Below are 21,589 nucleotides of genomic sequence, written 5' to 3'. Positions count from 1 at the left end.
CTGGTGCGTGCTGATGTTCGTGCTGGCGTTCGCGCTAGTGCGAAACGAATTCGTGTCCCGCGTCGTGCGTGTAAGTAGGCAGATAATCGCTTTCGACGTTATGCGTATGCAGATGCTCGCCGCGCGCAACCGCCGTGGTCACATGGCCGATGCGCGCGCCGTAGCGCACCACCTTTTCGTCCTGCGCGAGCGCGCGGCGCGCGACCTTGTGGCCGAGTTCGATGGTCCTGGCGAGCGTCACGCGCTCGCCTTCTATCTCCAGCGTCTCGCCCGCTTCCAGACGCGCCGCCGCGATCAGGCAGTTGTCGTCGGGCGAAAGCAGGATGAGACGCGAGTCCGTCTGCGTTGTGATTGCGTTCACATGAATCTCCGCTGAATGCCTCAGTTCTGTGCCTCGCCGCCCGCGAGCCGCGCCACCATCAGCGAGCCGAGGATGATCGCGCCGTAAATCGCCTGAATCCAGAACGAAGGCACTTGCGCGAGCGTCAGCAGATTCTGCACCACGCCGAGCAGCAGCACGCCCGAGAGCGCGCCGAACATCGTGCCCTTGCCGCCGTCGAGCGAAATGCCGCCGATCACGGCGGCCGCGAACACGGTGAAGATCATGCCGTTACCCTGGTTCGCGTTGATCGCGCCCACATAGCCCGTGACGATCAAACCGCCCAGCGCCGCGAGAATGCTGCCGAGCACGAACACGCCCCACGTAATGCGCTCCACGCGAATGCCCGCGGCGCGCGCCGCATCGGGATTGCCGCCGATCGCATAAAGCGCGCGCCCCACGCGGTGATAGCGCAGCATGAACGCGGCAATGGCGAACGCGGCCGCCGCGAGCCACACCGAAAGCGGCAAGCCCAGCACGATGGTGGTGGCGAGCGTGAAAAACGACGACGGCATGTCGAACAGCGTGCCGCCCTTCGTTGCGCCCACCAGCATGCCGCGCAGCACGATGAGCATGGCGAGCGTGACGATGAACGCATTCAGGCGCAGGCGCACGACCAGAAAACCGTTGATGAAGCCGATCGCCGCGCCCACCACTACAATCGCGATCAAGCCTGCGAACGCGGGCCATTGCAAGCCGAATCCCGCCGATGCCGCGGGCATCACGAGCATCGCGCCGACGGCGGGCGCGATGCCCACCGTGGATTCGAGCGAAAGATCGAACTTGCCGGTGAGCACGATCAGCGATTCGGCGAGCACCACGAGCGCGAGCGCCGCCGAAGCGCCAAGCACGCTGATGAGATTCGCGCGCGTGAGAAAGCTCGGGCTCACGAAGCCGCCGATCACGATCAGCAACACGAGCGCGGGCAACAGCGCGAAGTCGCGCAAGCGCGCCAGTTCGATGCGAGGGCGCACGCGGCGGCCGGCGGCCGAATCGGCCTGCGCCGTCGCGAACGCGGACGTCGAAACACTATTCTTCATGAAGATCGACTCCTTCAATCGATGCGATCAACTCGTGGTCCTGCCAACCCGCCGGCACTTCCGCCACCACTTCGCCGCGAAACATCACGAGCACGCGGTCGCAGGTGCGCAAGTCGTCGAGTTCGCTGGACACCACGAGCACGGCCTTGCCTTCGTCGCGCACGCGATCCACCACGGAAAGCAGCGCTTCCTTCGATTTGACGTCCACGCCCGCCGTGGGATCGATCAGCACGAGAACGTCAGGACTGCTTGCCAATGCGCGCGCCATGACGACTTTTTGCTGATTGCCGCCCGACAGGCCGGACACCACGTGATCCGGTCCTTGCGCGACGATGCCGAGCGCTTCGATCATGCGCTTGCCCACGCCATGCTTCTTCGCGGGCGGCGCGAAACCGAAGCGGCCGAGCAGGCCCGCAATCGTCATCGAAGCATTTTCGGCAATCGACTGCGTGAGCACGAGACCCTCGTGATGGCGATCCTTCGGCACGCAGCCCACGCCGTGCGCGAGCGCGGCGGGCACGTCGCCGGGCGCGAGCGTCACGCCCTTCACGCGAATTTCGCCGGACTGCTGCGCCGTGAGTCCCGCAACGGCTTCGCCCACGCTCGTGCGGCCGCTGCTCGTCGCGCCCGCGATGCCCACCACTTCGCCGCGCTTCACGGCGAACGAGACGTCGCGGTAGTCGTGGCCCGAAAGCGCGCGCACTTCGAGCGCAAGCGGCGCGTCGGCGGGCAAGGCCGCGCGCGCGGCGGCATCGGCGACGTTGAGGCCGCCGCGCTCGCCCGTCATCGCCTCGATCAACCGTTCGCGCGGCAATTCCGCAACCGGTGCGCTGACGATATGACGCGCATCGCGCAGCACCGTCACGGCCTGGCAAATCTCGTACACCTCTTGCAGATGATGCGAGATGAAGAGAAACGTCACGCCCTCGCGCTGCAATTCGTCGATCCGTTTGAAGAGGCGCTTGATCTCTTCGCCGTCGAGTTGCGCCGTGGGTTCGTCGAGAATGATGAAACGCGCGCCATACGAAAGCGCCCGCGCGATCTCCACGAGTTGACGCGCTTCCACGGTGAGGTCGCCCGCGCGCGCGTCCTCGCGCACGTCGATGCGCCAATGGTCGAGCAACGCGCGCGCGTCGCGGCGCATGGTCGGCCAGTCGATCACGCCGCGTTTTTTCGGCTGGCGATTGATGAACAGATTCTCCGCGACCGTGAGATCGCGAATGATCGTCGAATGCTGATAGACGCACGCGACGCGCTCGCGCCACGCGTCACGGTCGGCGATGGGCGGCGCGGCTTCGCCGTTGAAGCGCACGCCGCCTTCGTCGGGTTTGCGCAGGCCCGTGAGGATCGACACGAGCGTGGATTTGCCCGCGCCGTTGCGGCCGACGAGCGCATGCGACTCGCCGGCCATCACGCGCAAGCTCACGCCGGCAAGCGCCGCCGTGGAGCCGAAGCGCTTCGTCACGCCGCTCGCCTCGACCACAGGCGGCGCCTCCGGCGCCGCGAACCGGCCGCTCGTTCGATCGCTCGTTTGGGCGCTCATTTGACGGTATTGCCCCAGAGGTTCTTGTCGTCGACGTTCTGCTTCGTCACGAGCGGCGCGGGCAATTGATCTTCGAGCACGCCCGGTTGCAACTGGACGATATTGCTGTCGTGATCGGTCTTGCCCGGCTTGAACGTCTTGCCTTCGAGCGCGGCTTTCATGTAGTAAAGGCCGTATTTCGCATAGGCGTCGGCGGGCTGCGAAATGGTCGCGTCGATCTCGCCCTTGCGAATTGCTTCGAACTCCTGAGGAATTCCGTCGTTGGAAACGATCACGATATGCTTCGGGTCGCCCGCGGGAAACAGCAGTTGCTTGCGGCGCAGCGTTTGCAAGGTGGGCGAGAGATACACGCCGCCCGCCTGCATGTAGATCGCCTTCACGTCGGGGTTCGCGGTCAGCAGGCTGTCGAGCGCGCTCGCCGCCACGTCGCCCTTCCATCCGGCCGGAATTTCCAGCAGCGAAAGACCCGGATAATTCTTCAGGCAAGCGCGAAACGCCTCGGAACGGTCGCGGCCGTTCACCGAAGCCAGATCGCCCATGATCTGCACGACCTTGCCCGATTTCACATGTTCGCCGATGTACTTGCACGCCTTTTCGCCATACGCGCGGTTGTCGGCGCGCACGACCATCGCCACCGTGCCTTGCGTGGGCGCCACGTCCACGGCCACGATTTTCACGTTCTTCTGCGCCGCGCTGTCCAGCGCGCGGCTGATCGCCGCCGAATCGATCGGGCCTACCACGATGCCCTTCGCGCCCAGATTGATCATGTTGTTCATGTCCGTGATCTGCTGGGCCGGGTCGTTGTTCGAATTGACGGGCGCGAGAATGTCGATGCCCATCTGCTTCGCGTAGACGCCAAGGTAGTTGTTGTACGACTGCCAGAACGGCGAAGTGAGCAGCGGCAACCCGAGGCCGACCTTGCCGACGTCCGCCGCGTGCGCCGCGCCGGCCGCGCACAGGGCCGTGACGCACAGCGCCCTGGTCGCGAGAGCCGCCGCGCGCGCCAGGCGGCGCGCCTTGCCGGTTCGAGTGGATGAGCGGGCCTGAACGAGCCCGGATGCGAACGCCATGTCTGTCTCCTTGTGGGTCGCACGTCGCCTGATGGTCAGGTCGGTGCGTCGGATTCTGTCGTTGTGTTGCCGCTTCCCTTTCCAGACGTCGCTGGTGTATGTTCACCAGTGAACGTATTATTCATATACGCATCGCACAAGGTCAAGGAATGTGCGGTGCAGCATCGGTCCGTAATTTCCCTGGGAACGCCGAATGAAGAACAACGCGAAATCGCCGACGGAAAGCGCGCCCGACGACGACAAGGACGATCGCGACGACGCCGACCGCTACCGCGCGCCCGCGCTCGACAAAGGGCTCGACATTCTCGAACTGCTCGCGGAGCAGCGCGGCGGCCTCACGCGCGCGGAAATCACCAAGGCGCTCGGGCGCAACGCGAGCGAGATCTATCGCATGCTGGAGCGGCTTGTCGCGCGCCAGTACGTGATGCGCTCCGAGGCCGGCGACCGCTACGCGCTGAGCCTCAAGCTATTCGCGCTCGCGCACCGTCATCCGCCGATGGAGCGGCTGATCGCCGAGGCGCTGCCGCTCATGCAGCGCTTCGCCAACGACGCCGAGCAGTCGTGCCATCTCACGGTTTATGACCGCGGCAATCTGCTCGTGATCGCGCAGGTCGACGGGCCGGGCACGTGGGGGATCGCGGTGCGGCTCGGTTCGCGCGTGGGTCTCGTCGACACGAGTTCGGGCCGCACGCTGCTCGCATGGCAAACGCCGGAGCAGCGCGCGCACATGCTCGCGGAACATACGAAGGTGAAGGGCGAAGTGACGATCGACCATGCGGCGCTCGAGGCCGCATGCGAGCAGGTGCGCGAAGCCGGTTTCTCGCGCAAGGACAGTCAGCAGATTTTCGGCGTGACGGATGTGACGTTTCCCGTGCTGGGGCCGTCGGGGCAAGCGATCGCGGCGCTCACTTGCCCGTTTTTGAAGCGCATCGACGAATACGTCGCGCCTTCGCTCGACGAAGCCACGCACATGTTGCGCGAGACCGTGCGGGAACTTTCGATGTTGCGCGAGGAAAGCGCGGCGTGAACGGCGTCACGCCGCGCGGGGATTGCGCGGCGCGCTTATTACTCGATTTATCGCGCGGCTTGTTCTCGATTTATTACTCGACGTGCTACGCGACCGGTCGCGCCACGACGGGCGTGCGATCGCCGCTCAGGCCTTGCGCCTCGCGCTGCACGATGGCCACATAGAGCCGCTCGAGATCGCGCGTGAACGCGAGCGTGTCGAACAACAGCGACGCCTTGCGCGCCGCCGCCAGCTTTTCGCGCACGCGCGCGCGCCACGGCGCGTCCAGCGCGAAGCCGAGCGCCATCTGGAAATACGTGTCGAGATCGCGCGCGACAAGTTCTTCGAGACCCACCGCATGCAGCAGACTCGCGCCCACGCGGCCCGCGAACAACGTGCCGAGCGCCGTCACCATCGGCACGCCGGCCCAGAGCGCGTCGCTGCCCGTGGTGTGCGAGCCCGCCGGCAACGTGTCCAACGCGAGATCGGCCAGCGCCAGCCGTGCAAGATGCAGTTCGTACGGCAGCTTCGGCGCAAAGATCACGCGCGCCGGGTCGACGCCCTGCGACTCGTAGAACTTGCGCAAGTTGCCGCGCGCGCGCTCCGAACCCGGGTCGAGCAACCACAGCACGCTGCCCGGCGTGGACTTGAGCAGCCGCGCCCAGATGGCGGAGATGCGCGCGTTGAACTTGAACACCTGATTGAAGCTGCAAAACACGAAGCCGGTTTCGGGCAAGCCCGCCTGCGCGCGCGTGGGCGGCGGCGCGCTTTGCCGGCGATGATCGACGGGCTGATAGCAACGCGGCATCAGCGCGAGCGTTTCGCTGTAGTGGCCGGCCGCCGTTGCGGGCGGCGAGACGATGGCGTCGGAAACGACGTAATCGGCGAGGCGCGCGTGGCCGAGCGAGCCCGGATAGCCGAGCCAGCTCACGATCACGGGCGCGGGCCGCAGCGCCGTGATGCCGAGCCGCGCGCCCGTGGTGTAGCCCTTGAGATCGACGAGCAGATGAATGCCGTCGTGCGCGATTTGCGCGGCGGCCTGCGCGTCGGACACGGCGCTCACGTCGTGCCAGACGCCCGGAACGTGCGAAAAGCGGTCGCGCGCCGTGGCGTCGGGATCGGGGCCGTAGGAGTAGAGATGCACGGCGAAGCGCGCCGGATCGTGCAATTCCAGCACGCCGGCGAGCAGGCGCAGCGTGGCGTGATCGTAAAAATCCGACGAAAGATAGCCGATACGCAAGCGCTCGCCCGCTTCGAAACGCGCGAGCGCCGCAGGCAGCCCGGCGCCGCGCGCGACCATGAACGGCGCCGCCAGTTCGCCGCGCCAGCGGCTTTGCGCGAAACGCGCGCCCGCCTCGCGGTGCAATTCCGGCGTAAGCGCGGGAATGCCGATCAGACACCACGGCGTGAGATTGTCCGCCATGCCTTGCGCGACCATGGAAAGCGCGGCCGAATCAATTTCGTCGAGCTGCTGCCAGTGCGCCTCGCATCGCCGCACGTATTGCGCGGCTTCCCAGCGGCCGCCGCGGCAATAAGCTTCGTCGGCTTCGTCGAGACGGTCCATGCGCTCCAGCAAGCCGCCGAAGCATTGCCAGAGATGCGCCGAATTGCCGTCGAGCTTGAGCGCTGCGCGCAGATTGGCCTCGGCGGCTTCGAACTGACCCGCGTCCTGTTGCAGCATCGCCAGATTGCTGTAGGCGACGGCGTAACGCGCGTCGGTGGCGATGGCCTCGCGGTAGCACGCCTCGGCTTGCGGAATCGAATTGCGCTTCTTCAGCAGATTGCCGAGGTTGTTGAACACGCGCGCCTCGCGCACGCCTTGGCCGATGGCCGCGCGATACGCCTCGATCGCTTCGCCGTCGCGGCCTTGCCAAAGCAGGCTCCACGCGAGATCGCGGCGGAGCGCGCCGCTTTCGCGCTGCGCGAGCGCGGCGCGAAGGTACTTTTCGGCTTCGGGGAATTGCTGCTGGCGCGCGCAGATTATGCCGAGCTGATGCAGCGCTTCGGCATGCTGTGGATCTTGCGAAAGGATTTCGCAAAAGAGCGCTTGCGCATGCGTGTATTTTTCGGCGTTCAGATGTTCGATGCCGCGCTCGAGCAGCGTATCGGCATGCGAACGGGGAGCGGAGGAATGGCGGGAGGAGTTCATCCGGCGATGTTAGCCAGCGCGCTTGCAGGCGAAAATCGGACGTGTCCTACATCGGCGAGTGAGAACGCCGCGCATGCGAAGCGGCTCGATGCCCGCGGCAACGCAGGCGCCGAGCCGGCCCGCTCATGCTTTACGGGTTCAATTGAACGTCATCTTCACGATCTGCGCGCCCGCACCGCGCGTTTCGACATACAGCGCGCCGTTGCTGTCGGTCGCCAGCGCGCCGAGGAAGTTCGAACCCGCCGCCCCCGCAATGAAATTGTAAGTGACCTGTTTGCCCGTCGTGTCGATGCGGACGAGATTAAATCCCGACGACGCATAGACATTTCCAGCGTGGTCCACCGTAATCGCCGAGAGGGAAAGCCCGGGCATCACTGTGGTCACGACGCCATCGGGCGAAATCTTGCGCACGCCGTTGCCGTTGTCGGCCACCCAAAGGTTGCCCGCCGGGTCGAAAGCAATGCCCGACGGGTCCGAGAAGCTGGCCGCCGTACCGGTGCCGTCTGCCGAGCCATTTGCGCCGCTGCCTGCGATCACGGAAATCGCGCCTGCCTGCGTGATGCGGATAATCTGGCGATTTTGCGTGTCGGCGCCATAGATATTGCCCGAGGCATCAACGGCAATGCTGCTCAGGCTGATATCCGGACTGCTCGCGGCCGCCGGCGGTATTAGCGTCTGGATCACGCCGGCAGGCGTGCGCTTCACGAGAAACGGATAATTCGGCTCCTTGTTGGTCTGCGGCGAACCGTAGAGATTCTCCGAGGCATCCATCGCCAGCCCAGTCCACGCGAACGTTTGATCCAGCGTTGTCACCTGGCCGGACATCGTGACTTGCCGCAAACGCCCAACGTCACTGACCAGAAGATTGCCCGAGACGGGGTCGAGCACCATGTCGCCGCCGCCCCAGAAAACTGCGGCGGTGCCGGTACCGTCCACGGGCGTGGTATTGCTGGTAGCCGAACCCGCAATGACGGACACGGTCGGCGCCGGGATGCCCACGGCCGCAGCGGTTGTCGTCGTGGCCACCCGGTTCGTTGCCGGGCCGGTTGCGGTAGCCGGCACCGTGGCGAGCGAACCTACCAGCGCGTTGATCGCATTCGACGATCCGTTGATGGTTACCGAGGTGTTGTTCGGCCCGGCGACCGTCGTGCCGGAGGGAACCAGATAATCGGTGTTCGCGGCAAGGTTGGTGGTGGTGCCCGCCGCGAGTGTTAACGGCGTGGCGGCTGCCGCCGAAGCGCCCGCCGAAGCACCCGCCGATGCCGACGAGCCCGAACCGCCGCAGCCCGCGAGCAGGAAACCGCACGATGCCAGAACAACAGTAAGCGATTTGATTATTTTTTGTTTGGATATTGTCATTTTGATTAATGTTAGGAGTCTTGATATTTCAAGTTGTAATCCCCTCGGGCCGAGTACGCATCATCCCCGTTGCGCCGACGTTCCCGCTCGACCGCGCTCCGCTGTCCCAGGTGTATTCAGACAAACCGACGACCTCGGCATGCCGGGGCACATTATGACGAAGTCGGTGCATTTCCAAAACCAGTTAGAATGGCGGCCCTTTCAAAAACCCGCGCGCCTTTGCTTCACGGCAAATGGCGGCCGCGCATGCGAAAACCCTGAAAACCCATGGCGAAACTCCTGACCGATCAAGAATTCCAGCGCTTTTCCGAGCTTCAGCAGAAACAGGCGAGCTTCACGATCACGGCTGACGAAGCCGACGAACTGCGCGACATCGTCGCGCGCGCGCAGAAAAAGCGCGACGATCGCGCCGACGCGATGAAGACCGTCGAAACCGCGATCGCGCAATTCGACATCGCGCCCGAGGAGCTGTTTACGCAAGAACAGATCGCGGAAGCGGCGCGCAATTTCGGCCTGATTCCGGCGACCCGCAAGGAGCGCGTGCTGCCGCCTTCGCTCACGTTCAACGGCAAGACGCATCAGTGGACCACGCGCGCGCTGCCCGACGAGATCCGCACGCCGCTGTTCGAGGCGTTCCAGGGCGGCCAGTCGGTGAAAGCGTTCATCGCCACGCCGAAGGACGCCGCGCGTTGCGCCGCGACCATCGCGCGCCTCGAAAAGGAAACGGGCGCGCAGTACCCGCAAACATGGATCGAAGAGTTGTCGCTTACGCGCGGCCAGATCGACGAAGCGCTGGCGAAGCTCGCGGCGTAGCGCCGTCTGGCTCGTGTCATAAAAGGGCGCGCGGTTCGACGAAAACCGCGCGCCCTTTTTACGTGATCGTCGCGCTCATTCCAGGGCCATGCGAAAACCCACCACGCCGGGATCGTCGGTTGGCGTCACGGTGAAGCCGCAGTGGCGCGCAAGCGCGATCATCGGCGCATTCTCGCGCAGCGCCTCGCCGAGCAGCCAGTGCGTGCCGCGCGAGCGCGCGTAGTCGATGATGCGCGACATCAGCAGATGCCCGAGACCGCGCCCTTTCAGATTCGAGCGAATCGCCACGGCGAATTCGGCGGTTTCGTTGTCGGGGTCCGCGACCGCGCGCACGACGCCCAGCGTGCGCGGCTTGCCGTCGTCGTCGAGAACCGTTGCCACGAATGCCATTTCGCGGTCGTAGTCGATTTGCGTCATGCGCGCGAGCTGCGTGTGGTCGAAGCTGCGCACCGCCGAAAAGAACCGCAAACGCAAATCGTCGGGCGTCATGGATTCGACGAACTGGCGGTGCTGTTCTTCGTCTTCGGGGCGAATCGGCCGGATCGTGAGGCGTTGCCCATGCCAGTCGAGCGTTTCTTCGAGGCGACGCGGATACGGCATGATCGCGAAGCGGCTGCGCTTGCCCGCAAGCCGCACGTGCGGCGCGACGACGAACGTGGCCGTGGGCAGCACTCGCAGCGTCAAATGCAACCCGACGATCTCGCGCACTTCGCACACGGCTTGCGAAAGCTGCGTGAGCGCCGCGAGCGTGGGCTCGGGCGCGACGAAACGCGCATACGGCGAGCGCGCCACGATATCGCGCGAGAGCACCGGATTGAGCGGCGGCAGGCTGTAGACGCGCAGCGGCGGCGAGATGCCGTCCGGCGAAGGCGCGATGAAGTGGAACACGGGGCCGAAGTTGTCGTCGTCGCGGAACTCCACGGCAACGTCCACCACCGGTTTCACGCCCGGCGCGGCGCCGGGCGCTTCCGGTTCGCAATGCAACCCGAAGTGCGCGAGCAGCCGCGCCGCCGCTTCGCCCGCAAGTTCCGCGCTTCCCTGCGCCAGCGCCGCGCGCGCCTCGCCCTGCGCCGCCTCGATCACGGCCGCGTCTTGCGCGGGCATGGTTTCCGGCGTCTGCATCAGCAACTCGCGGCCGAGCCGGTAGTCGACGAGACGCGCAAAGGCGCGCGCCAGCCGGCGCGGCGTGGTGTGAACAGGAATGCCGTGCGCGTGCAGCGCGTCGCGGGTCGGCTCGTCCACGCCGCCGAAAAAGCACGCCAGCATGCCGCGATACGCAAAGCGCTGATGCTCGATGAGCGTGCGCGCCACCGCTTCCACGGGCGCGCTGTGCGTGGGCGCGTGAACGACGAACGCGGTGCCGCTCGAACGCTGCGGCGCGAGCGTTTGCAGCGCGAGGCCGAAATGCTCGGGCTTCGCGGTGTCGCCGAGCACGAGCGGATTGCCGGCTTGCGCGTGCGGCAGCGCCGCCTCGACGGCGGCGAGCGCTTCGTCGCTCCAGTGCGCGAGCGTGTCGCCGGCCTTCGTGAACGCGTCGCGCGCGAGCGTGGCCACGCCGCGGTCGCTGGTGATGAGCGTGGCCGTGTCGCTCGCCGCCACGCGGCCCACGCCGAGCGTTTCGATTTCGTCGAGCAGGTCGTCGAGCGTGTCCACGCGCACGAGGCCCGCGCGCCGGAACGCCGCCGTGTAGAGCGCGTCGCCGGCGTCGTCGCGGCCGCTGCGCAGCGCGAGCACGGGCTTGTTGCGCGCCGCCGCGCGCGCCGCCGACATGAACTTGCGCGCCGCGCGGATCGTGTCCACTTCGAGCAGAATCGCGCGCGTGGACGGATCGCTCGCGAGATAGTCGAGCACGTCGCCGGCATCGACATCGCATTCGCCGCCCAACGCAATAACGTGCGAAAAGCCGAGGCCGCGCGCGCCCGCCCAGCGCAGCACGGCGTTCGTGAGCGCGTTGGACTGCGAAACCCATGCCACGCCGCCCTTGCGCGCGATCGACGCGGCCGCGCCGAGCTGCGCGTTGAGCGCGGGCGTCAGCGCGCCGAGGCTGCCCGGCCCGACGATGCGCAGCAAATGCGGACGCGCCGCCGCGAGCGCGTGGCGCAGGTCGGTGCGATCGGCTTCGTCGCGCACTTCGCCCACGACGATCGCCGCGCGCGTGCCCATGCCGCCCAGCCGATGCACGAGCGCGGGCCACGTGGAAGGACGCGTGCAAAGGATCGCGACGGTGGGCGCTTCGGGCAAGTCGCCCGCATCGGCGAGCACGGGGCGCCCGTCGAACGCGGCCGGGCCGCCGGCGTGATGCGGGTTCACCGCCCATAGCGGCCCTGCGAAGCCGCCTTCGATCAAGCGCTCCCACACCATGCTGCCGATGCTGCCGGGCCGCCGCGACGCGCCGATCACGGCGACGGATTTCGGCTGGAACAAGGCATCGAGATTGCGTACGGTCACAGGCACCCCTCGTGAGATTTACCGTCACGAAAGAGCATAGGGCAAGCGCTCATGCGCTGCGCGTTTTTCATCCTGGCCGCTTGCGCGGCGGCGTGGCGGCATGGCGTCGCACGCATGGGCGAAAACGGCCGCGCTCTCGTGAAAGCGCGCGGCGGCGCGCGCATCTGGTACGCTGCACCGTTTCCCCTTGCCGCTTTTTCAAACGATGGAACTCCCTTTCAACGAAGCCGCCGTTTCGGTCACGCGCAGCGCGCTTTCGGCCGCGGGCCAGGTTTTCCCGCTGCGCGAGATCGACGACGTGCGCGTGGTAACGGGCCGGCGCAATCGCGGCGTGCCCGTCGGCATCAGCCTCGCGGGCGTGGCGCTCGCGGCCGTGGGCGCGGTGTTCGGCTCGGCGCCCGGTCTTGCAATCGGCGTAATGCTGGTGGTGGTGGGCTGGCTCGCGTGGATCTGGCAGGAAGCCATCCATCGGCTCTACGTGGTGACGGGCGGCGAATCGCGCGAAGCCGTCACGAGCGGCGACCGCGCCTTTCTCGAACGCGTGGAAGCGGCCGTGCGCGCCGCCAAGGCCGCGCAGCCCGCGCCGGTTGCTTCGGGCGACGGCGGAACGTCGCGCTCCGCCGCCTCCTGAGCGCGGTTCGAACGCGGTTCGAACGCGCCCCGAGCACCCGGGCGCGCCGCCCGGCGCTCACTCGTTCTCGATCGGCTTCACGCGCCAGATGTCGCGCGCATATTCGGCGATCGCGCGATCCGACGAAAACTGGCCCATGCCCGCGACGTTTTCGATGGCGCTGCCGGTCCACGCGGGCACGTTCACGAAGCGTTCGTCGGCGGCTTCCTGCGCCGCGATGAACGCCGAGTAGTCGGCCAGCACGAGATAGTGGTCGCCCCAGTCCACGAGCGTGTGGAAGATGTCCGAGTAGCGCGTCGGGTCGTCGGGCGAATAGAAGCCCGTGCGGATCTGGTCGAGCGCGCGGCGCAGTTCCGGGTTCTCTTCATACACCTGGCGCGGGCGATAGCCCGAGGCGCGCAGTTGATCGACCTGATCCGCCGTGTGGCCGAAAATGAAGATGTTGTCGTGTCCCACGGCGTCGCAAATCTCGATGTTCGCGCCGTCGAACGTGCCCATCGTCAGCGCGCCGTTGAGCGCGAGCTTCATGTTGCCGGTGCCCGACGCCTCGGTGCCCGCCGTCGAAATCTGCTCCGAAAGATCGGCGGCCGGAATCATCAGCTCGGCCACGCTCACGCCATAGTTCGGCACGAACACCACCTTCAGCCGGTCGCCTACCGCCGGGTCGCCGTTGATCTTCGCGGCCACGTCGTTGATGAGGCGAATGATCATCTTCGCCATGCGATAAGCCGACGCCGCCTTGCCCGCGAACAGCACCACGCGCGGCACCCAGTCGCTCGCCGGCGACTCCACGATGCGGTTGTAGCGCGTGATGACGTGCAGCACGTTGAGCAACTGGCGCTTGTACTCGTGAATGCGCTTGACCTGCATGTCGAACAGCGCGTCGGGGTTGAACATCACGCCCGAACGCTCCTGCACGCGCTGCGCGAAGTGAACCTTGTTGGCGCGCTTGGCCGCATGAAACGCCGCTTCGAACGCGGCGTCGCCGCGCAGCTTGCGCAACGCGCCCAGTTCGAACAGATCGCTGCGCCAGCGCGGCCCGATGGCTTCGTCGACGAGACGCGCGAGCGGCGGGCTCGCCTGCGCGAGCCAGCGGCGCGGCGTGATGCCGTTCGTAACGTTGGTGAAGCGGTCGGGAAAGAGCCGCGCGAAATCGGCGAAGATATGGCGCGTCATCAGTTGCGAATGCAGCTTCGAGACGCCGTTCACCTTGTGGCTCGCCACGATCGCGAGATACGCCATGCGCACGCGGCGCTGGCCGTATTCGTCGACGAGAGAGATGCGGCGAATCAGATCGAGATCGTGCGCGCCGCGATCGCTCGCATCGCGCAGAAACGCCGCATTGATGTCGAAGATGATTTCGAGGTGGCGCGGCAGCAGGCGCGCCAATAGTTCGACGTCCCAGGTTTCCAGCGCTTCGGGCATCAGCGTGTGATTCGTGTACGAAAACACGCGGCGCACGTGGCCCATCGCTTCGTCCCACGGCAAGTGATGCACGTCCACGAGCAGGCGGATCAACTCGGGAATCGCCAGCACCGGATGCGTATCGTTCAGATGCACCGCCACCTTGTCGGAGAAGCGGCCGAACGTGCTGTGCGTGCGCAGGTAGCGGCGAATCAGATCCTGCATCGTCGCGGAGACGAAGAAGTATTCCTGGCGCAAACGCAGCTCGCGCCCGGCCATCGTGGAGTCGTCGGGATACAGCAGGCGCGAGACGTTTTCCGAGCGATTGCGCCGCTCCACCGCGCGCTCGTAATCGCCTTGATTGAACGCGGAAAGATCGAGTTCCTCGTCCGCGCGCGCCGACCACAGGCGCAGCGTGTTGGTCGCGCTCGTGGCATAGCCGGGAATCACGGTGTCGTACGCCATGGCGTTGACGTGCTGCGTGTCGACCCATTCCGAATGCCCGTCGCGCTGGATCGTGCGGCCGCCGAAATGCACCGGATACTGCACCTCGGGCCGCGGAAACTCCCACGGATTGCCGTAACGCAGCCAGTAATCGGGCGCCTCCACCTGCTCGCCGTTGGCGATCTGCTGGCGGAACATGCCGTAGTCGTAGCGAATGCCGTAGCCGAAGCCGGGAATGCCGAGCGTCGCCATGGAGTCGAGAAAGCACGCCGCCAGCCGGCCGAGGCCGCCGTTGCCGAGCGCGGCGTCCGGCTCGTAGTCGATCACGGCGTCCATGTCGACGCCGACGCTCGCGAGCGCCTCCTTCATCTCGTCGTGAATGCCGAGCGCGATCAGCGCGTTGGAGAAGGTGCGGCCGATGAGAAATTCCATCGACAGGTAATAGACGCGCTTGACGTCCTGATCGTACTGGCGGCGCGTGGTGATCATCCAGCGCTCGACGAGCCGGTCGCGCACGGCGAGCGCCGCCGCGTGCAGCCAGTCTTGCGGACGCGCGGTGACGGCGTCCTTGCCGACGCCATACATCAGGCGATTGGAAAGGGAACGGCGCAGCGCCTCGACGCTGCTTTTCAACTGGTCGAATTCGAGACCGACGGCTGTCATCAATGCCTCCCGGAAAAAGCAGAGCGCCCGCGAACGGCGCATGACAGGCACGGCGTTCACGCGGAGCACGCGGTTGTTCTGGGGCTGCGCCGCGCGAGGACGATGTCGCGCTTTTACGCGAGACCGGCACCGCATCGCCGCCACCTTGACGCCGCCTCGATGCAACTCGAAGGCCGCGTGGTGAAGGTCGGCGAACGGCAAGTCGACGCGCCGGCGCCGCGGCGCGTCGAGTCCGTTTCCGCCCGCCGGCGAGCGCAGATTAGTTGTCAGATTAGGACATTTTCAGTTGTCGTGCGGCGACGCGGCAGACGATCGGACGCTACATCGGCGCTACATCCGCGATACGGCGCGCGGCGCGTGCTTCGCGCGATGCCCCGCCGCGCGCCGCTTCGCGCGCGCCTTGCCGTGCGGCCCGCGGCGGCTCCGCGAACGCGCAGCGGATTGGCTGTTAGTTGCGATGTGAGCCCGCACGGGAAGCCGTTGCGCGTGCGTGCGGCGACCGGCTCCGAGCGTCGCCGCGCGCGCCTTACAAACGCCTCACGTCATGAAGCCGGGCCTGCAAAACCGGGCCGGCTCTGTAACAATTGCCAGGTTCGCCCGCGCGGCCACTGCGCGGCGGCTTCATCGTCGTTCCAACCTTGCGGGTCCTGTCTTGTCCGAAACCTGTTCCGCGTCGCGCGAAAGCGAGCACGGCGACGCGCCGATGTCCGCGAAAAACCGCCGAGCGATGGCCGCCGTCATGCTCACGGTCGCGCTCGCCACGCTCGACACCGCCATCGCCAACACCGCCCTGCCCGCGATCGCCGCCGATCTGCACGCGGCGCCCGCCGCCTCGGTGTGGATCATCAACGCGTACCAGCTCGCCATGGTCGCCACGCTGCTGCCGCTGGCGGCGCTCGGCGACATCATCGGCCACCGGCGCATCTATCTCGCCGGCCTGGCGATCTTCATCGTGGCTTCGTTCGCGTGCGCCGTCTCGCCCACGCTCACCGCGCTCGCGGGCGCGCGCGTGCTGCAAGGCGTGGGCGCGAGCGCGATCATGAGCGTCAACACGGCGCTGATCCGCTTCCTCTACCCGCCGCACCGGCTCGGGCGCGGTCTCGGCATGAACGCGCTCATCGTGGGCGTCTCGTTTGCCGTGGGGCCGACCATGGCCTCGCTGATCCTTTCCGCCGGCACCTGGCCGTGGCTGTTCGCGATCAATGTGCCGCTCGGCGTGATCGCGTTCGTGTTCGCGCTGCCCGCGCTGCCGCATACCGAGCGCGGCAAGCACGCCTTCGATCCGGTCGCGGCGGGACTCAACGTCGTCACGTTCGCGGCGCTGATCTTCGCGCTCGGCGAGGCGGCGCAGCGCGCGCCGGGCGTCGAAGTGGGCATCGCGGCCGCCGTTACGGTGGTGTTCGGCTTTCTGCTGATGCGTCGCGAAGCCGGTCATCCCGCGCCCATGCTGCCCGTCGATCTCTTCAAGCGGCCCGTGTTCGCGCTTTCGTCGCTCACGGCCGTGTGCTCGTTCGCGGCCCAGGGTCTCGCGTTCGTCTCGCTGCCGTTTTATTTCGAAACCGTGCTGATGCGCAGCCAGGTGGAAACCGGCTTCTTGATGACGCCCTGGCCCGTGGTCGTGGCGGCGGCCGCGCCCATCGCCGGACGGCTTTCCGACCGTTATCCGCCGGGTTTGCTCGGCGCGATCGGGCTGGCGATCCTTTCGGCGGGCATGGCGTCGCTCGCGTTGTTGCCCGCGCATCCTTCGGTGCTCGACATCACGATCCGCATGACGGTCTGCGGCGCGGGCTTCGGCTTTTTCCAGTCGCCCAACCTGCGCGCGATCATGACGAGCGCCCCGCCCGAACGCAGCGGCGGCGCGAGCGGCACCATCGCCGTTTCGCGGCTGCTCGGCCAGACCACGGGCGCGGCGCTGGTGGCGTTGTGCTTCGGGATTGCGGGCGCGCACGGCCCGACGCTTGCGCTCGCGCTGGGCGGCGCGTTCGCGGGGGTGGCCGCGGTGGCGAGCGGCTTGCGGCTGTTCGCGCCTTCGCACCGGGCGGTGCGGCGCGGGTGACGGTGCCGGCGCCTCGAAGCCAAGGCGAGCAAAGGCGAACGAGGGCGAAAGAGCAAAGGCGAACGAAAGCGCGCGCCGCGCGATGCCCGCGCGCCCTGCCGGCTTGCGTCTTGCGTCTTGCGCCTTGCGCCTTGCGTGCCGACTTTTAGCGCGCGAAGTAACCTTTCACGGCAGCAATGAACGTGTCGATGTCGGCGGCGGATACGTCCAGGTGCGTGACGAAGCGCGACGCATAGAGCATCTGCGTGAGGATGCCGCGCTCCTTCAAATACGCTTCGAGCGGCGCGCAATGTTCCTGCGGGAATTGCGCGAACACCATGTTGGTCGCCACCGAAGCCACCTTCACCTGCTCGATCTGCGCGAGACCGGCGCCAAGGCGCGCGGCGTTCTCGTGGTCGTCGGCGAGACGCGCGACGTTGTGATCGAGCGCATACAGGCACGCGGCCGCGAGCACGCCCGACTGGCGCATGCCGCCGCCGAGCACCTTGCGCCAGCGATGTGCGATGTCGATCAGCACCTTGCTGCCGACCAGCACTGAACCGACCGGCGCGCCCAGCCCCTTCGAAAAGCAGATCGACACGCTGTCGAAATTCGCGGCGAGCGCCCTGAGCGGCTGACCCGAAGCGACGGCCGCGTTGAACACGCGCGCGCCGTCGAGGTGCGTGGAAAGACCGCGCTCGTGCGCGAGTTGCGTCGCCTTTTCGACATAACCGGCCGACAGCACCTTGCCGCCGATGGTGTTTTCGAGCGCAAGCAAACGCGTGCGCGCGAAGTGATCGTCGAGCGGCTTGATCGCGGCGGCGATGCGTTCGAGCGGGATCGAGCCGTCTTCGGCGTTGTCGAGCGGCTGCGGCTGGATGCTGCCCAGCACCGCCGCGCCACCGCCTTCGTATTTGTACGTGTGCGCCAACTGGCCGACGATGTATTCGTCGCCGCGTGCGCAGTGCGCCATCAACGCGGCCAGGTTGCTTTGCGTGCCGCTCGGGAAGAACAGCCCCGCTTCCTTGCCGGCTTCTTCCGCCACGCGCGCTTGCAGGCGCAGCACGGTGGGATCGTCGCCCCATACGTCGTCGCCGGTTTCGGCGCGGGTCATGGCGGCGAGCATGGCTTCGCCCGGGCGGGTAACGGTGTCGCTGCGCAAGTCGATCATTGCGGTGAAGTCCTCGTTGAACTCGTGATGGCGCGCGACGCACGTATTCGCGCCGCCGCGTTTGCGGTAAGTCATCGAGTGTATTTTCAAACCGAGGGACTGCGCAATGCCGGACGAATTACCGGCTTGGCCGATCCGGCGCGGGCGAGGTGCGCGAAAAGCGGGCGCCTCGCCGGCCGAATGGATAAACGACGCCGCTCGCGCAGCTTACGCGGCGCGGGTGACGCAGGTGGCGCGGGTGGATTAGCGCGGCAGCAGCGGCAGCGGATCGACGGGCTTGCCGTCGCTGCGCACTTCGAACTGCACGCCGCTGTCGCCCATTTCGGCAACGGGCTGGCCTTGCGAAACGGCCTCGTCTTCCTGCACGAGCAGTTTGCTGTTGTGGCCGTAGGCGGTCACGGTCTGATCGTTGTGCTTGATGATGACGAGCGGACCGTAAGCGGCAATGCCGGTGCCCGCGTACACGACCCGGCCCGCGGCGGCGGCCTTGACCTGCTCGCCCGCGGGGCCGCCGATCACGATGCCCGTGGACTTGCCGGCCTGGAAGCGTTGCAGGATCGGGCCGCGCACGGGCCACGCGAGCGCGATGGAACCGGCGACCGGCGCGGGCATGGCGACGCCGTTCGCGGCGGGCGCCGAAGAAGGCGGCTGCATCGGCGGCGTGGCCGCGCCGTAGCTGGGCGGGGGCGCGACGCGCAGCACCTGGCCGGGCAGCACCTGTGCGTTGGCGCTCGACAACTGGTTCCAGTTCGCGAGGTCTTGCGGACGCTGACCATACGCGGCGGCGATGCGCGAAAGCGTGTCGCCGGGGTTGACGCGGTAGTAGCCCGCCGGCACGCCCGTGGTGGACATGGCCGGCGCGGCCGGAGTGGAATCCGACCAGGGCGTGTAAGTGCTGGTACAGGCGCTGCAAACGAGCGTGAGCGCGGCCAGTGCCGCGTAGGTGCCGGGGTTTCGCCGTTGTCGATTCATTTTGCTTGTCCTCGCTTGGTCCTCGCTGCGTATTGAAAGGTACGCATGTTGGATGCGCGGCGGGCCGCAGGCGTTCGCTTGCGCCACTCTCCGCAGGAAGCCGGAATTGGCGAACGTCCCCCATTATATCGTCCACGCCGCGATGGCCTTTTTTCGGCGCCGCGCTCGCCTCGCCTACGCTCGCACAACGCCTCGCCTATACTGAATTTCACGTGCCCCGATAATGAAATTGAAAGCCTCTCGCTACCGTCCACGCCCCTGAGGAATCCGAGGATGAACAAAGCTACTTTCCTTTCCCTGCAACTCAGCGTCGAAGACGTTGCGACGTCGCCCGGCCTCGTCGAATTGTTGAACAATCATCTCGTGTTCGCCGCCGACGTGGCCGAAGCCGCCGACGAGCTGATCCAGCACGCCAGCATCGCGCGGCTTTCCGGCGGCGTGGAGGCGACCGTGGAAATTCCCGCCGTGGTGATCGAACGTCTGCGCGAAGCGCTCGATACCTTGAGCGGCTATGACGAAACCTGGCTTTTCGCGCTCGAACCCGGCCGTGCGCTTTTCGACGACATCGCACGCCGGCCTCGTCTGCTGCACTAGGCGAGCCCGGAGCGGACGGCGCGCCGCGCGCCTTGCCCGCCCCACGTTATCTGCCGCTTTCATGACGGCCCGGCGCGGTTTCGCGTACGGGCCGCCTCGAACCTGGCGGCCAAATTTGGGGGAAACGCCGTGAGAACCTTGCTGAACCGCCGTCACGCCGCGCAGATAAGCGGCGCCTCGCGTCTCGTGGCCGTCGCTCGCGGCGCCGCCGCGCACGACGCATTTTCGCCACGCGACACCGCCGGCGCGCCGGGGTCGGTCGTCGCACCTATCGGCACCGAATCGATCGTCGATTTCGAAGCGCGCGACGAATCCGCCGACGACGACGCGAACCTCGCGCCATCCACATCGCCTGCCTCGCTCGAACCGCGCCCCGTTTCCACCCTTCACGCCGTGCCGGTCATGCCCGCGCACCTCAATGGCCGCCCGGTGCAGATCGCCGACGGCGCCGCCTTCCAGGCGCTGGCCGCCGGCGGCCAGCTCACCACGTTTCGCACCTATGGCTGCTTCGACTATCTGGTGACGATGTACTTTCATGCACACTCGCTCGGGTTTTTCGTGGCGTTGCATCAAAAAGACGCGCTCTGGCGCGCGCTCAAAGCCAACGACATCGACGCAGCCGGCTCCGCGTTCCATTTGCTGCAAGAGCAAGCCACGCGCCTGGGCGACGGCGAGGTGCGCCGGCTCCAGCTCGTCGCGCAAAACGCGGAACTGCTGCGGATGATCGGGGAATCGGAAGCGCTGGCCGAACGACTGCGCGTGGACCTGCAACGGGAAGCGGACCAGGAACACGAGGTCACGGGCCGCCAGCATCAGGTGAAAAAGGACGTGGCGCAACTGGAAGCGCAGCGCATTGCCGCGCAGGCGCAGTTGAACAAGGCGCATCGCGCCATTCACCAACTCAAGGTGGCGGCCAACGAAAGCGTGCCGCATCTGCACGGTCGCTGACACGGGCGCGTTCAGGCTGCAAAACCGCGCGCCAAAAAAAAGTGCGGGCCGGTGAGAACCGGGCCCGCACTTGCACTGCTTGTTGCTACGGCTGCACCTCTCACTGCGACAGCCCACTACGCTTACTGCAACCGCTTATTGCAACCACTTACTGCCGACACATCGACTGCCTGCTGCAACTTCAACTGCGCACTACAACCATCGACAGCCACTGCGATTACAACCACAACCACTGCTCTCTGTTCTCTGCAACAACTACGCGGCACTGCGCATGCCGTACTGCCACATCCACATCGACTTCGACATCTACTGCTCGCTGCACCAACTCACTACGACACGACAACTGAACTACAGGGGATGCTTTTCGCGAGCGCCGGAGCGGAACCGTCGGCGCTCACGCTGATGCCTGCCGACCGGAAGCGGCCGCCTGGCTTAATGGCCGAAATACACCGATTGCTGCACCGGAACGCTGGCCGGCTGAACCGCCGCGCCCGACTGCGACGAACCGGCTGCCGGCGCGCCGTAGCCGCTGGTATTGCCGGCGGCCAGTTGCTCCTGGCTCACGCGCGCTTGCGCGGCCTGGAGTTCTTCCGGGTAGTTCACGTGATCGGCGGCCGGGTTGTAGCCCGCGCGTTCGAGCTGGACGAGCTGCGCGCGAACTTCGGCGCGGGTCAGGCCTTGCTCGCTCGACTGGGCGAACGAGATTGCGGGAACGGCAAGCGCGGCGGCAACGGCAACTGCGGAAATGAGCTTGTTCATGATCTGACCTCCATCTGTTTTTGTTTCGCCTCGGGACACCGTGTCTGTCAGCGATTAATGACAAGTGTAGGCCGCTTATCGCCCTAGGGAAAACCCTAATTAGAAAAAACTCTGTTGCAGTTTCCGCAATAAAAAAGCGAGCCGGGGCGGCTCGCTTTTCT

General features: G+C 66.5%; 19 protein-coding genes. 8 read left to right on the top strand and 11 right to left on the bottom strand.

Annotated elements, in window-relative coordinates; all coding sequences use genetic code 11:
• Positions 1–34: 34 nt before the first annotated feature.
• From U5805_RS16505 to U5805_RS16490, 4 genes are read right to left on the bottom strand one after another with little or no spacing between them, the layout of a single operon-like run.
• Positions 35–352, bottom strand: a complete 318-nt coding sequence (locus tag U5805_RS16505) for a UxaA family hydrolase (protein ID WP_322104653.1) — start codon at positions 350–352, stop codon at positions 35–37.
• A 29-nt stretch (positions 353–381) separates the two neighbouring features.
• Positions 382–1,419, bottom strand: a complete 1,038-nt coding sequence (locus tag U5805_RS16500) for an ABC transporter permease (protein WP_322104559.1) — start codon at positions 1,417–1,419, stop codon at positions 382–384.
• Positions 1,409–2,962 (bottom strand): sugar ABC transporter ATP-binding protein, encoded by a 1,554-nt coding sequence (locus U5805_RS16495; protein WP_322104558.1) that lies wholly within the window; start codon positions 2,960–2,962, stop codon positions 1,409–1,411. Before U5805_RS16495 ends, U5805_RS16500 begins: the two co-directional genes overlap by 11 nt.
• Positions 2,959–4,032 (bottom strand): sugar ABC transporter substrate-binding protein, encoded by a 1,074-nt coding sequence (locus tag U5805_RS16490; protein WP_322104557.1) that lies wholly within the window; start codon positions 4,030–4,032, stop codon positions 2,959–2,961. Before U5805_RS16490 ends, U5805_RS16495 begins: the two co-directional genes overlap by 4 nt.
• Before the next feature lie 193 nt (positions 4,033–4,225).
• Between U5805_RS16490 and U5805_RS16485 the strand changes: the two genes are divergently transcribed.
• Positions 4,226–5,059: an IclR family transcriptional regulator gene (locus U5805_RS16485; protein ID WP_322104556.1), complete on the top strand. Its 834-nt coding sequence runs from the start codon at positions 4,226–4,228 to the stop codon at positions 5,057–5,059.
• Between the two features lie 85 nt (positions 5,060–5,144).
• Here U5805_RS16485 and U5805_RS16480 read toward each other — a convergent pair whose 3' ends face one another.
• Together U5805_RS16480 and U5805_RS16475 are read right to left on the bottom strand one after the other, a co-directional pair.
• The gene (locus tag U5805_RS16480) at positions 5,145–7,187 is read right to left on the bottom strand and encodes a tetratricopeptide repeat protein (protein ID WP_322104555.1); all 2,043 of its coding nucleotides are present in this window, start codon (positions 7,185–7,187) and stop codon (positions 5,145–5,147) included.
• Positions 7,188–7,325: 138 nt separating this feature from the next.
• Positions 7,326–8,165, bottom strand: coding sequence for an alkaline phosphatase PhoX (locus tag U5805_RS16475; RefSeq protein WP_322104554.1), 840 nt, complete (start codon positions 8,163–8,165; stop codon positions 7,326–7,328).
• On the opposite strand from U5805_RS16475, the gene U5805_RS16470 reads away from it, so the two are divergent.
• From U5805_RS16470 to U5805_RS16460, 3 genes are read left to right on the top strand one after another with little or no spacing between them, the layout of a single operon-like run.
• Positions 8,155–8,355, top strand: a complete 201-nt coding sequence (locus U5805_RS16470) for a hypothetical protein (protein ID WP_322104553.1) — start codon at positions 8,155–8,157, stop codon at positions 8,353–8,355. The genes U5805_RS16475 and U5805_RS16470 overlap by 11 nt on opposite strands.
• 18 nt (positions 8,356–8,373) lie before the next feature.
• Complete coding sequence (locus U5805_RS16465; RefSeq protein WP_322104552.1) at positions 8,374–8,829, top strand: hypothetical protein; 456 nt, start codon at positions 8,374–8,376, stop codon at positions 8,827–8,829.
• Positions 8,814–9,359: a hypothetical protein gene (locus U5805_RS16460; RefSeq protein ID WP_322104551.1), complete on the top strand. Its 546-nt coding sequence runs from the start codon at positions 8,814–8,816 to the stop codon at positions 9,357–9,359. The genes U5805_RS16465 and U5805_RS16460 overlap by 16 nt, the downstream gene beginning before the upstream one ends.
• A gap of 75 nt (positions 9,360–9,434) precedes the next feature.
• Here U5805_RS16460 and U5805_RS16455 read toward each other — a convergent pair whose 3' ends face one another.
• The gene (locus U5805_RS16455; RefSeq protein WP_322104550.1) at positions 9,435–11,807 is read right to left on the bottom strand and encodes a GNAT family N-acetyltransferase; all 2,373 of its coding nucleotides are present in this window, start codon (positions 11,805–11,807) and stop codon (positions 9,435–9,437) included.
• A gap of 205 nt (positions 11,808–12,012) precedes the next feature.
• Here U5805_RS16455 and U5805_RS16450 point away from each other — a divergent pair, with 205 nt between their 5' ends.
• On the top strand, positions 12,013–12,438 hold the full coding sequence (locus U5805_RS16450) for a DUF6232 family protein (RefSeq protein WP_322104549.1): 426 nt from the start codon (positions 12,013–12,015) through the stop codon (positions 12,436–12,438).
• 57 nt (positions 12,439–12,495) lie between these two features.
• Here the strand turns inward: U5805_RS16450 and U5805_RS16445 are convergent, their stop codons facing one another.
• Positions 12,496–14,949, bottom strand: coding sequence for a glycogen/starch/alpha-glucan phosphorylase (locus U5805_RS16445; RefSeq protein WP_322104548.1), 2,454 nt, complete (start codon positions 14,947–14,949; stop codon positions 12,496–12,498).
• A 544-nt stretch (positions 14,950–15,493) separates the two neighbouring features.
• On the opposite strand from U5805_RS16445, the gene U5805_RS16440 reads away from it, so the two are divergent.
• Positions 15,494–17,005 carry an MFS transporter gene (locus U5805_RS16440; RefSeq protein ID WP_415914616.1) on the top strand — a complete coding sequence of 504 codons (1,512 nt, stop codon included), beginning with the start codon at positions 15,494–15,496 and terminating at the stop codon, positions 17,003–17,005.
• 145 nt (positions 17,006–17,150) lie between these two features.
• On the opposite strand, the gene ltaE is transcribed toward U5805_RS16440, so the two are convergent.
• Both ltaE and U5805_RS16430 read right to left on the bottom strand, forming a co-directional pair.
• The gene (ltaE, locus tag U5805_RS16435; protein ID WP_322104652.1) at positions 17,151–18,155 is read right to left on the bottom strand and encodes a low-specificity L-threonine aldolase; all 1,005 of its coding nucleotides are present in this window, start codon (positions 18,153–18,155) and stop codon (positions 17,151–17,153) included.
• A gap of 243 nt (positions 18,156–18,398) precedes the next feature.
• Positions 18,399–19,127, bottom strand: coding sequence for a peptidoglycan DD-metalloendopeptidase family protein (locus U5805_RS16430; protein ID WP_322104546.1), 729 nt, complete (start codon positions 19,125–19,127; stop codon positions 18,399–18,401).
• A gap of 273 nt (positions 19,128–19,400) precedes the next feature.
• Between U5805_RS16430 and U5805_RS16425 the strand changes: the two genes are divergently transcribed.
• Positions 19,401–19,721 carry a hypothetical protein gene (locus U5805_RS16425; RefSeq protein ID WP_322104545.1) on the top strand — a complete coding sequence of 107 codons (321 nt, stop codon included), beginning with the start codon at positions 19,401–19,403 and terminating at the stop codon, positions 19,719–19,721.
• Between the two features lie 129 nt (positions 19,722–19,850).
• Positions 19,851–20,669, top strand: coding sequence for a DUF2968 domain-containing protein (locus U5805_RS16420; RefSeq protein WP_322104544.1), 819 nt, complete (start codon positions 19,851–19,853; stop codon positions 20,667–20,669).
• A 432-nt stretch (positions 20,670–21,101) separates the two neighbouring features.
• On the opposite strand, the gene U5805_RS16415 is transcribed toward U5805_RS16420, so the two are convergent.
• Entirely contained in the window at positions 21,102–21,428 is a 327-nt protein-coding gene (locus tag U5805_RS16415) for a DUF4148 domain-containing protein (protein WP_322104543.1), read from the bottom strand.
• Positions 21,429–21,589: the final 161 nt, after the last annotated feature.

It is taken from the genome of Paraburkholderia sp. J41 (assembly GCF_905220235.1).
GTDB lineage: Bacteria > Pseudomonadota > Gammaproteobacteria > Burkholderiales > Burkholderiaceae > Paraburkholderia.
This window is presented reverse-complemented; position numbering and strand designations above follow the sequence as displayed.

Coding starts and splice junctions, on each gene's coding strand:
- U5805_RS16500 (WP_322104559.1), bottom strand. CDS start 1,419: ATGAAGAATAGTGTTTCGACGTCCGCGTTCGCGACGGCGCAGGCCGAT.
- U5805_RS16495 (WP_322104558.1), bottom strand. CDS start 2,962: ATGAGCGCCCAAACGAGCGATCGAACGAGCGGCCGGTTCGCGGCGCCG.
- U5805_RS16490 (WP_322104557.1), bottom strand. CDS start 4,032: ATGGCGTTCGCATCCGGGCTCGTTCAGGCCCGCTCATCCACTCGAACC.
- U5805_RS16485 (WP_322104556.1), top strand. CDS start 4,226: ATGAAGAACAACGCGAAATCGCCGACGGAAAGCGCGCCCGACGACGAC.
- U5805_RS16480 (WP_322104555.1), bottom strand. CDS start 7,187: ATGAACTCCTCCCGCCATTCCTCCGCTCCCCGTTCGCATGCCGATACG.
- U5805_RS16470 (WP_322104553.1), top strand. CDS start 8,155: ATGACGGACACGGTCGGCGCCGGGATGCCCACGGCCGCAGCGGTTGTC.
- U5805_RS16460 (WP_322104551.1), top strand. CDS start 8,814: ATGGCGAAACTCCTGACCGATCAAGAATTCCAGCGCTTTTCCGAGCTT.
- U5805_RS16450 (WP_322104549.1), top strand. CDS start 12,013: ATGGAACTCCCTTTCAACGAAGCCGCCGTTTCGGTCACGCGCAGCGCG.
- U5805_RS16445 (WP_322104548.1), bottom strand. CDS start 14,949: ATGACAGCCGTCGGTCTCGAATTCGACCAGTTGAAAAGCAGCGTCGAG.
- U5805_RS16440 (WP_415914616.1), top strand. CDS start 15,494: ATGAAGCCGGGCCTGCAAAACCGGGCCGGCTCTGTAACAATTGCCAGG.
- ltaE (WP_322104652.1), bottom strand. CDS start 18,155: ATGATCGACTTGCGCAGCGACACCGTTACCCGCCCGGGCGAAGCCATG.
- U5805_RS16430 (WP_322104546.1), bottom strand. CDS start 19,127: ATGAATCGACAACGGCGAAACCCCGGCACCTACGCGGCACTGGCCGCG.
- U5805_RS16425 (WP_322104545.1), top strand. CDS start 19,401: ATGAACAAAGCTACTTTCCTTTCCCTGCAACTCAGCGTCGAAGACGTT.
- U5805_RS16415 (WP_322104543.1), bottom strand. CDS start 21,428: ATGAACAAGCTCATTTCCGCAGTTGCCGTTGCCGCCGCGCTTGCCGTT.